This is a genomic window from Terribacillus halophilus (genome assembly GCF_900162685.1).
GTDB classification, from domain to species: domain Bacteria; phylum Bacillota; class Bacilli; order Bacillales; family Amphibacillaceae; genus Terribacillus; species Terribacillus halophilus_A.
Genome location: NZ_LT727828.1, coordinates 2086401 through 2100555 on the forward strand (window position 1 = coordinate 2086401; position 14155 = coordinate 2100555).

The 14155-nt window shown below is 44.9% G+C and carries 14 protein-coding genes and 1 other annotated feature; all 14 genes read right to left on the reverse strand.

The genetic code is table 11. From position 1 onward, the window contains the following. On the reverse strand, positions 1–1901 hold a 1901-nt coding region (gene carB / locus B1K52_RS15230), incomplete at its 3' end, for a carbamoyl-phosphate synthase (glutamine-hydrolyzing) large subunit (protein WP_143588945.1). After that, positions 1894–2997 carry a carbamoyl phosphate synthase small subunit gene (locus B1K52_RS15235; RefSeq protein WP_077309714.1) on the reverse strand — a complete coding sequence of 368 codons (1104 nt, stop codon included), beginning with the start codon at positions 2995–2997 and terminating at the stop codon, positions 1894–1896. The genes B1K52_RS15235 and carB, both read right to left, overlap by 8 nt. Then, on the reverse strand, positions 2994–4748 hold the full coding sequence (gene pyrC, locus B1K52_RS15240) for a dihydroorotase (protein ID WP_077309716.1): 1755 nt from the start codon (positions 4746–4748) through the stop codon (positions 2994–2996). Before pyrC ends, B1K52_RS15235 begins: the two co-directional genes overlap by 4 nt. A gap of 140 nt (positions 4749–4888) precedes the next feature. Then, on the reverse strand, positions 4889–5431 hold the full coding sequence (gene pyrR / locus B1K52_RS15245; RefSeq protein ID WP_077309718.1) for a bifunctional pyr operon transcriptional regulator/uracil phosphoribosyltransferase PyrR: 543 nt from the start codon (positions 5429–5431) through the stop codon (positions 4889–4891). Between the two features lie 171 nt (positions 5432–5602). Then, a complete protein-coding gene (locus B1K52_RS15250; protein WP_077309720.1) occupies positions 5603–6514 on the reverse strand; it encodes an RluA family pseudouridine synthase in 912 nt (303 codons plus the stop codon). After that, positions 6511–6975 carry a signal peptidase II gene (gene lspA / locus B1K52_RS15255; RefSeq protein ID WP_077309723.1) on the reverse strand — a complete coding sequence of 155 codons (465 nt, stop codon included), beginning with the start codon at positions 6973–6975 and terminating at the stop codon, positions 6511–6513. Before lspA ends, B1K52_RS15250 begins: the two co-directional genes overlap by 4 nt. Positions 6976–7091: 116 nt before the next feature. Beyond that, the gene (ileS, locus tag B1K52_RS15260) at positions 7092–9845 is read right to left on the reverse strand and encodes an isoleucine--tRNA ligase (protein WP_077309725.1); all 2754 of its coding nucleotides are present in this window, start codon (positions 9843–9845) and stop codon (positions 7092–7094) included. Positions 9846–9908: 63 nt separating this feature from the next. After that, positions 9909–10126: a binding site (T-box leader), on the reverse strand. A 69-nt stretch (positions 10127–10195) separates the two neighbouring features. Further along, positions 10196–10696 (reverse strand): DivIVA domain-containing protein, encoded by a 501-nt coding sequence (locus B1K52_RS15265; protein WP_077309727.1) that lies wholly within the window; start codon positions 10694–10696, stop codon positions 10196–10198. Between the two features lie 72 nt (positions 10697–10768). Then, positions 10769–11542: a YlmH family RNA-binding protein gene (locus B1K52_RS15270; RefSeq protein WP_077309729.1), complete on the reverse strand. Its 774-nt coding sequence runs from the start codon at positions 11540–11542 to the stop codon at positions 10769–10771. An 18-nt stretch (positions 11543–11560) separates the two neighbouring features. After that, positions 11561–11818 (reverse strand): YggT family protein, encoded by a 258-nt coding sequence (locus B1K52_RS15275; RefSeq protein ID WP_077309731.1) that lies wholly within the window; start codon positions 11816–11818, stop codon positions 11561–11563. Between the two features lie 6 nt (positions 11819–11824). Further along, positions 11825–12274, reverse strand: a complete 450-nt coding sequence (locus B1K52_RS15280) for a cell division protein SepF (protein WP_077309733.1) — start codon at positions 12272–12274, stop codon at positions 11825–11827. A gap of 13 nt (positions 12275–12287) precedes the next feature. Beyond that, positions 12288–12968 (reverse strand): YggS family pyridoxal phosphate-dependent enzyme, encoded by a 681-nt coding sequence (locus B1K52_RS15285; protein WP_077309735.1) that lies wholly within the window; start codon positions 12966–12968, stop codon positions 12288–12290. Next, complete coding sequence (gene pgeF / locus B1K52_RS15290; protein ID WP_256855937.1) at positions 12965–13780, reverse strand: peptidoglycan editing factor PgeF; 816 nt, start codon at positions 13778–13780, stop codon at positions 12965–12967. Before pgeF ends, B1K52_RS15285 begins: the two co-directional genes overlap by 4 nt. 63 nt (positions 13781–13843) lie before the next feature. Next, positions 13844–14107, reverse strand: a complete 264-nt coding sequence (locus tag B1K52_RS15295; RefSeq protein ID WP_077309737.1) for a YlmC/YmxH family sporulation protein — start codon at positions 14105–14107, stop codon at positions 13844–13846. Between the last annotated feature and the right edge of the window lie 48 nt (positions 14108–14155).

Genomic DNA, 14155 nt, shown 5'->3' on the forward strand with positions numbered 1-14155 from the left:
AATTGAACGATAACGCCCAGCGGATTTTCCAAGTTGACCACATGCATGACGTCTTCTAAAGTTAGCGGTTCAAAATACAGCTTATCAGATACACTGAAATCGGTCGAAACGGTTTCTGGGTTGCTGTTGATAATAATTGCTTCGTAGCCCGCTTCCCGGATTGCCAGGACAGAATGAACTGTGGCATAGTCGAACTCGATTCCTTGACCGATGCGAATTGGACCGGATCCAAGCACAATCACTTTTTCTTTATCAGAGGCAATGGATTCATTTTCTTCTTCGTACGTGCTATAGAAGTACGGTGTTTGCGACTCAAATTCTGCTGCACAAGTGTCTACCATTTTATAAACCGGTGCGAGCTGGTTTTCCATGCGGAACTGATAAACTTTGTCTTCGTTTGTGTTCCACCAGTGCGCAATTTCACGGTCAGAGAAGCCCTTTTGTTTTGCTTCCTTTAACAGTTCAAGCTCCCACGGCTGTTCTTGTAAGGAAATCTCCATTTCGATAAGTGCTTCTATTTTCCAAAGGAAGAAGCGATCAATCTTTGTCAGTTGGTGCAGCTGTTCAACGGAATAGCCGCGGCGGAATGCTTCTGCCAGTATGAATAAGCGCTCATCATCGGCTTTGACAAGGCGATGCTCCATCTCGTCGTTCGTCATTTCATCTAAACGCAGGGAAGCCAGGCCGTTTGCTTTATTATCGAGAGAACGAACACCTTTCAGTAACGCTTCTTCGATATTGCGCCCTATTGCCATCACTTCTCCTGTTGCTTTCATCTGGGTGCCAAGCTTGCGATTGCCGCTGACGAATTTATCAAATGGAAAGCGCGGCAGTTTTGCTACAACATAATCGAGCGCCGGCTCGAAGTAAGCGTATGTAGTACCTGTTACAGGGTTTTTAATTTCGTCCAGTGTCAAACCAACCGCGATTTTAGCTGCCATTTTGGCAATTGGATAACCAGTTGCTTTAGAAGCAAGCGCACTAGAGCGGCTGACACGCGGGTTCACCTCTATGATGTAATAGTTAAAGCTGTGCGGATCAAGCGCAAGCTGAACGTTACATCCGCCTTCAATTTGCAATGCTTTAATGATCTTGATCGAAGCATTTCGAAGCAGCTGGTATTCGCGGTCGCTTAGTGTTTGCGATGGCGCAACAACGATGCTGTCTCCCGTATGAATACCGACTGGATCAACGTTTTCCATGTTACAAACAACGATTGCCTGGTCATTTTTGTCGCGCATCACTTCGTATTCAATTTCCTTAAACCCGGCAATATTGCGCTCAATCAAACATTGTGTGACGGGAGAAAGTGCAAGGCCGTTCTTCGTAATTGTCTTTAACTCCTCTAAGTCATAGCACATACCGCCCCCTGTGCCGCCAAGTGTATATGCAGGACGGACGATCAGCGGAAACCCGATTTCCTCAGAAAAGGCTACGGCTTGATCTACAGTTGTGACAATTTGGCTCTCTGGTACTGGTTCACCAAGCTGGTGCATCAAATCGCGAAATTTCTCCCGATCTTCCGCCTGCTGAATAGCTTCCAAAGAAGTTCCTAACAGCTCGACACCGAATTCTTTTAAAATACCAGAGTTATCAAGGGCTACTGCCAAGTTTAAACCTGTTTGACCGCCAAGTGTCGGCAGCAACGCATCGGGTTGTTCCTTGCGTATAATTTTGCTTAGGAATTCTACTGTGAGCGGCTCCATATAGACGATATCCGCTACCGTGTGGTCCGTCATGATGGTAGCTGGATTAGAGTTTGCAAGAATGACCGTATATCCTTCTTCACGCAGTGCTTGGCAAGCCTGTGTGCCGGAATAATCAAATTCTGCAGCCTGCCCAATGACGATTGGACCGGATCCAATAACAAGGATTTTTTGAATATCAGTACGTTTAGGCATAAGTAGCTTCCCCCTTGGATGATGGTTGTGTTGTTTGTTGTGTCATGTCCAGGAAATCATCGAACAAATGTCGGGTATCTTCTGGTCCTGGAGCTGCTTCTGGATGGTATTGCACACTCATAACTGGGAATTTTGTGTGCTGAAGCCCTTCAACCGTTCCGTCGTTTAACGCTACTTGCGTTAATTCAAGCTCCGTCGAAGCGAGTGATTCTTTTGTAACGGTATAACCGTGATTTTGAGATGTTAGATAGGTTTTCCCTGTTGCTAAATCTTTGACAGGGTGGTTGGAGCCCCGGTGGCCGAATTTCAGTTTTTCTGTATTGGCGCCAGCTGCAAGTGCGATTAGCTGGTGGCCGAGACAGATACCGAATATCGGTACTTGACTGATCAGCTCACGAATGGTTTTGGAGGCAGTATCCACGTCTTTCGGATCTCCAGGTCCATTTGTCAGCATAACGCCATCAGGATTTAAATGAAGGATTTGTTCTGGCGAGTAGTGCCAAGGTACAACCGTAATATGACAGTCGCGTGCTGCAAGCTCACGTAAAATACCATGCTTCATACCGAAGTCCATCACTACAATACGTTTGCCGCGGCCCGGAACGACATATGGCTTGGCTGTACTCATGCGCTGCACTTGATCATTTGGCAGGGAGATTGCTTTCCAAGAAGCATCTGTTTCCACCGTTTCGGCTGCTTCTGTCAATCTAGCTTTCATCGCACCTTGTTTGCGAATGATTTTTGTTAGTTTACGAGTATCAATGCCTTCGATACCAGGAATCTCATGAAACTTTAGGAAGCTGTCCATTGTGTGCCGCTTCCGGAAATTAGAAGGAGCGGCACTTGCTTCTTTTACGACAAGTGCTTGGATGGATGGCTGAATGCTCTCGAAGTCATCACTATTGACGCCATAGTTGCCGATTAACGGATAGGTCAGTGTGACGATTTGTCCGCAGTAGGAAGGGTCAGATAGAATTTCCTGATAGCCGGTCATTCCTGTATTAAAAACAATTTCCCCCGTTGTTGACTGATCGCTTCCAAATGCTGTTCCGTTGAATACAGTCCCATCTTCTAGGATAAGTTGTCGTTTCTTCATTTTACCGCTTCCTTTCTGTATACAATTTCTCCGTTGCAGATTGTCATTGTCGGCTCTCCTGTATAACGCCAGCCGATAAATGGTGTGTTTGTTCCTTTTGATTGGAATAAAGTCGGGTCCACTAGTCCGTCCGCTTGCAGATCCAGTACAGTCAAATCTGCAGCTGCTCCTGCCTCAAAGCGCCCGTACGGCAGCTCGAATGCTTGTGCTGGCTTGATTGTCAGCCAGTCGATAAGCTGACGAAGCGTGAAGATGCCTGTCTCGACAAACTGTGTGTACAGCAGACTGAATGCTGTTTCTGATCCAACGATGCCGAATGATGCATCAAGCATGCTGACATTTTTCTCTTCTGCTGTGTGCGGTGCATGATCCGTTGCAATCATATCGATTGTGCCATCCAGCAGTCCTTCGATAAGTGCCTGACGATCCGCTTCGGATCGAAGTGGCGGATTCATTTTGAAGTTGCCATCATCATGTTTGATATCTTCGTCTGTTAAAAGTAAATGATGCGGTGTTACCTCTGCTGTCACTTGAATTCCGGCGCGCTTCGCATCACGGATAACACGAACGGACTCTTTTGTACTAACATGGCAAATGTGATAATGACAGCCCGCTGCTTCAGCTAGTAAAACATCTCGGGCAATATGTACTGACTCAGACACATTATTAATACCAGGCAATCCTAGTCTTTTGCTCGCTGTTCCTTCATGCATGACGCCTCCCGGCACAAGACTGTCATCTTCACANGCGAGCACCGCTGTTCCTCCGATAACATACACACTGAATATCCTTGTAATCGCCAGTACGCCGATGTTCTCTCCGTATGTTGTATTTGGCGGACCTCCAAGCATAGAAGCAATTATGGTCGCTACACCATCTCCAGTGATGGATTTGTCCAGTCCAGGCTTCACCAGCATGTTTTTATCTACGATTTTGGATAGCGCTAACTGGTGTCCGATATGCTCCGATACGGTAACAACCGCGATTGGCACCATGGTGAAGAACAGCTGCCAGCTGAACACATCAGCGACATTGTAATCTACAAATGGAACCGTGAAGTTCGGAACATGGAAGATGCCGCTAAAGAATGCTCCGACGGAATCAGCCGTTACAATTTGGTTCCAGGCTGCTTGCACACCACTTGTATCAACGATCCCCTGTGTTAAAGCGAAAACATATCCACCAACAATTCCAATCAAAACTGGTATCAGACCGAGGAACCCTCGCAGGAAGATAGAAGCTGCTACTGTGATTGCTAATGTAACAAGTGCTACGATAAAGTATTTGGTGCTGTATTCTCCTGTATCAGGAGCATTCATTGCCATGTCTACTGCAGTCGGTGCCAGCGCCAAACCGATGACGATAATGACAGGTCCGACAACGATCGGCGGCAGCAACCGGATGATACCTTTCATACCGCCAAGTCGGATGGCAATTGCAATAACACCGTAAGACAGACCCGCGAAAAAGCTGCCGATCATGGCACCACCGATACCAGAAGCATCAATTGCCTGTGTGATAGGGTAAATGAAAGCAAAACTGGATCCAAGATAAGCTGGTACGGATCCTCTTGTTATAAGGATGAACGCCAGTGTTCCGACCCCGCTGGATACAAGTGCGACAGCCGGATCAAGGCCTGTCAGCGCTGGCACAAGAATTGTCGAGCCAAACATTGCGAATAAGTGCTGTAAACTAAATATTATCCATTGGTGCCATTTTGGTATGTCGTGTATTGCTAGTGCTGGTTTCATCTGTGTCTCTCCTCTTTTGGGCTATAAAAAAAGCCTCTTTGCGATGTCGGTCGCAAAGAGGCACACGTCTGCCACTAGTCGTGACGACGTTGTTGCTTGCGACCTTGTAAGCCTCTCTGGACTTCCATTAAAGGTCCTATTTAATTTTCGTAAATATCTACGCTCTCGTAATCGTCTGTTTCTTCCAATTCAACGACGATAATTTCCGATTGCGATGTTGGGATATTCTTCCCAATATAGTCAGCACGGATTGGGAGTTCCCTGTGACCGCGGTCAATCAAAACGGCAAGCTGAATCTGCGCTGGACGTCCCGCGTCCATAATCGCATCCATTGCTGCTCTGACTGTTCTTCCTGTATATAACACATCATCAATTAAGATGACTGTCTTATTCGTCAAGTCTGTTCCAAGCTTAACTGGCTGCACCGTTGGTTCTTGATTATCAGAAGCATGTGCTAAATCATCACGGTACAATGTGATATCCACTTCTTCCAGCGGAACCGTCGCTTGTTCAATTCCTTCTATCTTTTGCTGCAAGCGTTTGGCGATGGGAACACCTCTCGTTTGGATGCCGACCAGCACTAAATTCTCTGGTCCTTTATTTCGCTCGAGTATCTCATGAGCAATTCGCGTAAGAGCGCGGTTAATTGCCGCTTGATCAAGCAAAGTCGCTTTTTTGTTCATTGTTGTCCCACCTTTCTGAAGCTATGAAAAAACCCCTTATCACCATGAGGTAATAAGGGGCATGGATACACACTTGTATCCCGTTCATTTCCGCTTCCTTATCAGCCTCTCTGGACTGTCTTAAAGGTTCTTATTCAACTGTAATTAGTATCGCATAGGGTTGCATTACTGTCAAGTGTTCAGTTTTAACTTGTCCAATTCCGCTTGAAACACTTCTGGTACAGGAGCTTCAAAACGCATCCATTCTCCTGTAATTGGATGATGAAGGCCGAGTACAGCTGCATGAAGCGCCTGTCCGCCAATGTCGAGTGTACGGCGCGGACCATATTTCGGATCTCCTGCCAGCGGATAGCTAATATACTGCATATGGACACGTATTTGGTGTGTTCTGCCTGTTTCCAGCTTGCATTCAATGTAAGTAAAATCTTCGAAGCGCTCTAACACCTCAAAGTGTGTTACTGCTGGTTTCCCATTTTCTACAACAGCCATTTTCTGACGATCATTCGGGTCACGTCCGATTGGTGCTTCAATCGTGCCATATTCATGGTCGATTACACCATGAACAATTGCACGGTATTTACGTTCAATATCGTGATCCTTGAGCATATCCGTTAATTTCTGATGTGCTTTGTCATGTTTGGCGACAACTAACAGACCACTCGTATCTTTATCGATACGGTGAACAATCCCCGGACGAAACGTGCCATTGATACCGGAAAGATCTTTAAGATGATATAACAATGCATGTACCATTGTACCAGACTGGTGTCCGTTGGATGGATGAACCACCATTCCTCTTGGCTTGTTTACGACTGCAATATCTGCATCTTCGTAAACAATTTCAAGCGGGATATTCTCCGCTTTGATTTCCATTTCCTCGGGCTCTGGAATCGTCCATGCAATTTCGTCGCCTTCTTGTACGGTATACTTATTTTTTACTGTCGTGCCATTCACTGTCACAAGATCTTCTTTAATCCAGCTTTGTGCTTGGCTCCGGGAAACATCTTCCTGGATATCTGACAGCAGTTTATCGATGCGCAGACCCGCTTGCTCGGCTGCAACTGTATGTTCAAACTGACTCATGTTTCTTTTCTCCCTTTCTTTCGCTCATCAAGCAGCATTGCGATGATGATGAGGATAACGCCGACAACCAGACAGGAATCTGCCACGTTAAATATCGGATAATGATAATCGCCAAACCTCGTATCCACAAAATCGACGACTTCTTTACGGAACAAACGATCGATGAAGTTTCCGACCGCTCCTCCTAGTACTAGCGCAAGTGCTGTGCCCATCAACTTGCTTTCTTTGCTATATTTCACAATATAGTAACTGACTATAACAATAACAATCGCTGTGACTAAATAAAAGAACCAAAAATGCCCTTCCAAGATTCCCCAAGCTGCTCCCCGGTTACGGTGAGAAGACAAGTAGAAGAAATTGTCGATGACTGGAATTGACTCTCCTTCTGTCATATTCTTCACAACAGCTAATTTCGTTAATTGGTCAATAATGACTGCGATGATCGCGATGATAAAATACATGGACTCTATTTTCCCCCGTTCAATACAATCTATCTTGCATTTTACCATAATTACACACAAAAAGATTGTATAGATAAAAAAGAAAGCTCCGCCTTACTGGCGAAGCTTTCTCTCCTTTACGCCTGATAATGAGCTTCTACAACGCTCGCACAGCGGGAGCATAAATCCGGATGCGACGCATCTTCGCCGACCGTTTCAGATGCAACCCAGCAGCGTTCACATCGTTTTGCTGGGTGTTTTTCCACACATACAGCAACATGTTCATAATTAGCAGCTTCTGGATCAGCATCCACTACATTTGCTTCAGATACGATAAGCAGCTGATGCAAGTTATCGATGCTCTGAAGCAGCTGTTTTGTTGCTTCATCTTTCGCAGCAATTGTCAACTTGGATTCAAGCGATTTACCGATTACTTTCTCACTGCGCGCGATTTCCAAAGCTTTCAAGACATCATCACGGATTTCCATGAAATGATCCCATTTTGTCAGCAGGTCATCGTGATCTGCAATAGACAGCTCTTCTGGGAAGTCAGTCAGCTGTACATAGTCAGCTTTCTCGCCGGGGATATAGCTCCATGCTTCTTCTGCAGTATGCGCAATGATCGGTGACAGCATCTGTACGAGCGCTTTGATGATCTCATAATACGCTGTTTGGATGCTGCGGCGAGCTGGATGATCAGCAGATTCGATATAAAGAATATCTTTCCCGAAGTCCAAGTAGAACGAGCTTAGCTCTACAGAACAGAAGCTTAAGATAGCCGAATACACATCAGCGAATTCGTATTTGTCATAGCTTTCACGCACACGCTTGATCAAATCAGAAAGCTTCACAAGCATATAACGGTCTACATCTTTCATGTCAGCAAATGCAACACTGTCCTTCGCCGGCTCAAAGTCATGTAAGTTGGCTAACAGGAAGCGGAATGTGTTACGGATTTTGCGGTATCCTTCAGAAGTTTGCTTAATGATTTCATCCGAGATACGAACATCGGATTGATAATCGACGGAAGCAACCCACAGACGAAGAATATCGGCACCGTACTGCTTCATGATTTTAGACGGTACAACAATATTACCTAGTGATTTACTCATCTTCTTCCCTTTACCATCAAGCGCGAAGCCATGGCTTAAAACTGCTTTGTAAGGCGCTTTGCCTGTTACAGCAACAGCAGTTGTCAAAGAAGAGTTGAACCAGCCGCGGTATTGGTCAGAGCCTTCCAGGTATAAGTCAGCTGGACGCTGTAATTCCGGACGATTTACAAGCACACCTTGGTGAGAGGAGCCGGAATCAAACCAAACATCCATGATATCTGTTTCTTTTGTGAAGATACCATTCGGGCTATGTTCGGAAGTAAAGCCTTCTGGAAGCAATTCTTTCGCTTCTCTTTCAAACCAGATGTTCGATCCGTGCTCTAGGAACAAATCAGACACATGCTGGATTGTTTCTTCTGTGATGATTGGTTCACCATCTTCTCCGTAAAAGACCGGGATTGGTACACCCCAGGCACGCTGACGAGAAATACACCAGTCTTCGCGGTCACGGAACATATTGTAAAGACGTGTTTCGCCCCATTTCGGAAACCATTCCACTTCCTTAATTTGTTCGATAATCTGATCGCGGAATGCTTTAATAGAAGCAAACCATTGTGCAGTCGCACGATAGATAACCGGTTTTTTCGTACGCCAGTCATGCGGATAAGAATGTGTAAAGAATTCTAGCTTTAGTAAAGCACCTTTTTCTTCAAGAAGTTCGGTGATTTCTTTATTTGCTTTATCATAGAATACACCTTCAAAACCAGGAGCTTCTTTTGTGAAGACACCTTTATCATCCAATGGGCTGATAACAGGCAGCTTGTATTTTTGACTAGCGAAGAAATCTTCTTCCCCGTGTCCAGGCGCTGTATGTACACAGCCTGTACCGCTGTCTGTTGTCACGTGCTCACCAAGGATGATAAGGGATTCTCTGTCATAAAACGGATGCTGTGCTGTAACGTATTCCGCTTCTTTTCCAGTGAAAGTTTTCACTACTTCTGGATTTTCCCATTCAAGTGTTTCTGTTACGCTGCTTAACAAGTCTTCTGCTACGACAAATTTTTCGCCGCCAACTTTAGCGACCACATAAGTTACTTCCGGGTGAAGGGAAATCGCTACGTTAGAAGGTAATGTCCAAGGCGTTGTTGTCCAGATGATGAATTTCTCATCTCCTTCAAACAAGTCTTTGCCATCTTTCACTTGGAAAGCAACATAAATGGATGCAGAACGTTTATCTTGATATTCGATTTCTGCTTCTGCCAATGCAGATTCAGAAGATGGAGACCAATAAACCGGCTTCATACCCTTGTAGATGAAACCTTTTTCAGCCATTTCACCGAAAACTTTAATTTGGGCTGCTTCATAATCTTTTGTCAGCGTGATGTATGGATTATCCCAATCACCGCGTACACCAAGCTGTTTGAACTGGCTGCGCTGATTATCAATTTGCTGCATCGCATACTCTGCACATAGACGGCGGAATTCTGCAACCGTCATTTTCTTACGGTCAACCTTCTTCTTCGTAAGCGCCTGCTCAATCGGCAAGCCGTGTGTATCCCAGCCTGGAACATATGGGGCATGGAAGCCAGACATGGATTTATAACGGACGATAAAGTCCTTCAGTACTTTATTTAGTGCATGACCCATGTGTAAATCACCATTTGCATACGGAGGTCCATCATGCAAGACGAAAAGCGGTCGTCCTTCGGTTCTTTCTTGTACTTTTTTGTAGATATTTTGTTCTTCCCATTCCTGCTGCATTTTTGGTTCTTTGTTTGGCAAGTTGCCGCGCATTGGGAATGCCGTGGACGGCATCAGCAGTGTGTCTTTGTAATCCAATGTTCTTCCTCCTTATCATGACCAGATCTTTTCCGGGTAAATAAAAAGAGCCCCTCATCATCCCAAAGGGACGAGAGAGACTCGCGGTACCACCCTTATAGACAGAAGTATACTTCTATCCACTCGAATTCGTAACGTGAATGAGACGTCCATTTCTACTGCTTGCGGTTCGAATGGAAACTAACGGGTGATGTTCGGAAGAAATACCGCACCAGGCTCTCACCTTCCCTGGCTCGCTTCAATCGGCATGGACTTCTTACTGTCCCGATCACAGTCTTTATATCTAAGTCATGTTGTTTGCTAATAATAGTAAGATTATATGTAAGTTTGCGAAAAACGTCAAGCGCGTCTTATTCAGCCGGCTCTTCTTGCGGCTCATAAGCTACTTCTGTCGCGAACAAACCATCCCAGTCATCTGTTTCAATCATCTCTAGCTGCGCTTCAACAAGCATTTTTAAACGAGTACGGAATACTTTTGCCTGTTTCTTCAGCTCTTCTACTTCAAGTGCGATTTGACGAGATTTCGACAGTGACTCATTGATAATGCGGTCTGCATTTTTCTCTGCTTCTTTAATGATCAGCTTCGATTCTTTCATCGCATTGCCTTTCACTTCTTCTGCTGTTTCTTGGGCTACCAAGATGGACTTGTTTAATGTCGTCTCAATATTATTGAAATGACCAAGACGTTCTTCCAGCGTGCTTACTCGCTCCTCTAATTCCTTCTTCTCACGGATGATAATTTCGTAATCTTTAATCACCCTGTCAAGGAAGTCGTTTACATCATCTTCATCATAACCGCGGAATCCGCGGGCGAACTCTTTATTATGAATATCCAAAGGTGTTAATGGCACAACGGCCACCTCCTATTAATAGATCTATAATTGCTGTTATTCGACAAAGATAGCACAAAAGAGCTGATACTGCTACTTTAATTTTTCTAATGTAATACGCTGCTTGTCCTTCTTTGTCGTGCCTTTCACTTCCGTCAGCTTCCCTCTGCCTTTGCCGCGTAAAGAAATTAGATCTCCTTCGGCTAGCGGGTAACTGCTATCTTCGACTGTTTTAAAATTAACTTTGACAAGGCCTTTCTGGATGCTTAATGATGCTTGCTGCCGCGACATTCGATACAGTTCTTTCATCACTGCATCAAGGCGGAGAGAGGAAACAGACGCTTCCATCTGCATCCATTCTGCTTGTTCTGGCCGAAATCTGGATGCATCAGCAAGCTCCCAGTTTACTTTCGCGCGTTTTACTTCCGTCAAATTGGCCCGTATGTACACTGCAATGTCAGCTGTTGTAAATAGCTGCATAACACCATCTTGCACGCTAATATCACCCAATTTTCTGCGGTCTATCCCAAGAGACATAAATGCCCCCATCACATCACGATGCTCCAAGGAAACAAACTTAACTGGGTAAGTCGCTTCCAGCATCACAATATCAAAGTCACTGTTTGCAACAGCATCATAAAGCGGTGCGATGATGCCGCGTTTTCGTTCTGCCGCATCAGCACCGCCAGAAAAGGCCCACTGCAGCTCAGACTGCCCGCCGAGCAGCTGCCGGAAAATAAGCTGTTCTCTTGGATCAAGAAAATCAGTAACACGCGGCTGATAAGTTCGCTCTACTTGTTCCATCCAGGACAGAATCTGGTCAATGAAAGGACGTTCTTCTTCCCGGTAATGCTGGTAAATACTCACGCTGCTGTATACTCCTTATTAGAAGATCATGAAATAAACTGTCGTTACTCCACTTCGCGCCAAATTAAGAACAATCAACGCGATAAGCGGCGATAGATCGATCATTCCAAGTGGCGGAATAAACCGACGAAATACGTCTAAATATGGTTCACAAATCCTGCCGAGCATTTCACCAAATGCTGATTGTCTTGCTCCAGGGAACCAAGACATCAGAATATAAATGATTAACGCAAAGGAATAGACCGTGAAGGCTGTACTAATTATGTTTAAAAGCATCTGCTTCTACCACCTCTTATTATACTCATCCTGTTCCTCTATCATATCGGTTATATTACCAGTAAGTTCGATATTGTCAGGAGCACACAGGAAGGTCTGGCTGCCTAGCTTTTGGATATCCCCGTTCAGCGCATAAACCGTACCGCTGAGAAAATCCACAATCCGTTTCGCTTGCTGATGGTCAACTCGCTGCAGATTGAGTACAACCGCTTTTCTGTTCACTACATGATCAGCAATTTCCTGCGCTTCGTTATATGTCCTCGGTTCGCAAAGGACTACTTTTGAAGACGACTGGACACTCTTCAAACTGACAACGTTTTGGTTGTGATTTTGATTGCGCTCCCTGCCGTTAGGGTACGGTTCTACTTCATCCGCTTCGTTCGGCTGTTCCTCCACGTACTCATACTCTTCATCATCCACTGTAAAGAAGTTCCTCATCTTATTTTTGAAACTCATATTTTCACCTCGCTTATTCGTATGGACCTACAAGGGCCGAGCCGACTCGGATATGAGTGGCTCCTTCTTCAATTGCTATTTGGTAATCATTGCTCATTCCCATCGACAACAATGTGCAAGGTGCATGCGCCATACCTGCTGCTGCTACTTGATCACGAAGCTCCCTTAACCCGCTGAATACCTGGCGAAGCACATCTTCATCCTCTGTATGAGGTGCCATTGTCATTAGTCCTGCGACTTGTATGGCAGGAAATGCTTCCAGCTGCTGGATGAAAGAAAGCGTCTCATCAGGTGAAACACCTGCTTTTGTTTCCTCACCGCTCACATTAACCTGTACAAAGCATTTAATTGATTTTTCTGCACGTTTTTGAATTTCTTTAGCAAGTGATAGTCTGTCAAGCGCATGCAAATAGTCTGCCTGATTAATGACATCTTTCACTTTCCTAGATTGCAAACTGCCAATGAAATGCCAAACAGCTCTATCTCCAATGGCCGCCTGCTTCTCTAAGAAGCCCTCAATCCGATTTTCACCTAAATCGACAATACCGGCATTGACTGCTTCCTCTGTTCGTTCAATTGTAACATATTTCGTAACGGCTAGGAGTGTAATATCCTCATAATTCCTGCCTGTTTTAGCTGCTGCTGCTTTTATTTTTTCTTGAATTTGTACGAGATTTTCCTGTACTGGGTTCATAATTGCTCCTCTTTCATTCCGATAAAACCAATCATCCTGCCTGTTTTACCTTGATCTTGCCGATGCGAATAGAATTCCGGCATTTCATATGTACAAAATGGCGCTGTCTTTATATGTTCATCCTTCACACCAGCGTCCAGCAAGTACAGTCGATTTAGCGCTTGCAAATCCAAATAATACTTGTCCGATTCGCCATTCGCTGTGAGTACTTCCTCACGAAACCGCTCCGGAATATGCCGGAAGATGCGATCATCCACTTCGTACTTTTGTTTCGAAATACAAGGGCCAATCATTGCTTCTATGTTAGCAGAATCGGTGCCTTGACTGCATAATGCTGCAATCATCTTTCCGGCCATGTCACCGACCGTGCCGCGCCAGCCAGCATGTGCCATGCCAATCCAGCCAGTATTTGTATCAAAAAAATACAGCGGAACACAGTCTGCAAAAAAAGCTGCCAGAAGCAATCCCGGTTCATTCGTTATCAGACCATCAACTGACGGTATACTATCTGATAACGATTTGCTTCCCCGACCGGCATCCTCTTTTGGAATAACTGCAATCTCTGTGCCGTGTACTTGCTCGCCCAGTACCCAATTCGCTAGCGGGAACTGTATTTCGGCTGCAAGGAGCTGACGGTTCTGAATCACATCAGCTTCCTGATCGCCGACATGCAGCCCCATATTAAAACTAGTAAATGGTGATTTGCTTACACCATTGTTCTTCGTTGTAATACCGCTTACTATCCTATTAGGAGCTGACCAGCCGCCAAGCTCCATATACAATCTTTGTTTATTGGAAGCTGCTTCTCTCATATGGTACTCTCACTCCTCTAATTCCTTTAATAGTACCATATTTCAGCTTTATACTGTATAGGATTACTTCCCCTCTTCTTCTGCAGCAGATACAGCTTCCGGGCTTTTAATCAAGATAACATCTGTTCCGATTGTAATAATCTGATGCCATGGAACGACTAGCTCTTCTTCCTTGCCAAACAACCCCATCGTTTTTCCTCGAAGTGTTACAACAATTGCTGCTATATGACCATTCTGCTCATTAATCTCTAAATCCGAAACATTTCCTACCCTTTTCCCGTTTTCCATCAAAATAATGTCCTTCATTTGCAATTCGGTTAATGTCATCTAAGCCAGACCCCTTTGTTGTTTTATACTATTCTATGCGGCCAAGCT

Excerpts from the sequence above, each read along its gene's own strand:
- B1K52_RS15235 (WP_077309714.1), bottom strand. The coding sequence starts at position 2,997 with ATGAAGAAACGACAACTTATCCTAGAAGATGGGACTGTATTCAACGGA.
- pyrR (WP_077309718.1), bottom strand. The coding sequence starts at position 5,431 with ATGAACAAAAAAGCGACTTTGCTTGATCAAGCGGCAATTAACCGCGCT.
- B1K52_RS15250 (WP_077309720.1), bottom strand. The coding sequence starts at position 6,514 with ATGAGTCAGTTTGAACATACAGTTGCAGCCGAGCAAGCGGGTCTGCGC.
- lspA (WP_077309723.1), bottom strand. The coding sequence starts at position 6,975 with ATGTATTTTATCATCGCGATCATCGCAGTCATTATTGACCAATTAACG.
- B1K52_RS15275 (WP_077309731.1), bottom strand. The coding sequence starts at position 11,818 with ATGCTTTTAAACATAATTAGTACAGCCTTCACGGTCTATTCCTTTGCG.
- B1K52_RS15280 (WP_077309733.1), bottom strand. The coding sequence starts at position 12,274 with ATGAGTTTCAAAAATAAGATGAGGAACTTCTTTACAGTGGATGATGAA.
- B1K52_RS15285 (WP_077309735.1), bottom strand. The coding sequence starts at position 12,968 with ATGAACCCAGTACAGGAAAATCTCGTACAAATTCAAGAAAAAATAAAA.
- pgeF (WP_256855937.1), bottom strand. The coding sequence starts at position 13,780 with ATGAGAGAAGCAGCTTCCAATAAACAAAGATTGTATATGGAGCTTGGC.
- B1K52_RS15295 (WP_077309737.1), bottom strand. The coding sequence starts at position 14,107 with ATGACATTAACCGAATTGCAAATGAAGGACATTATTTTGATGGAAAAC.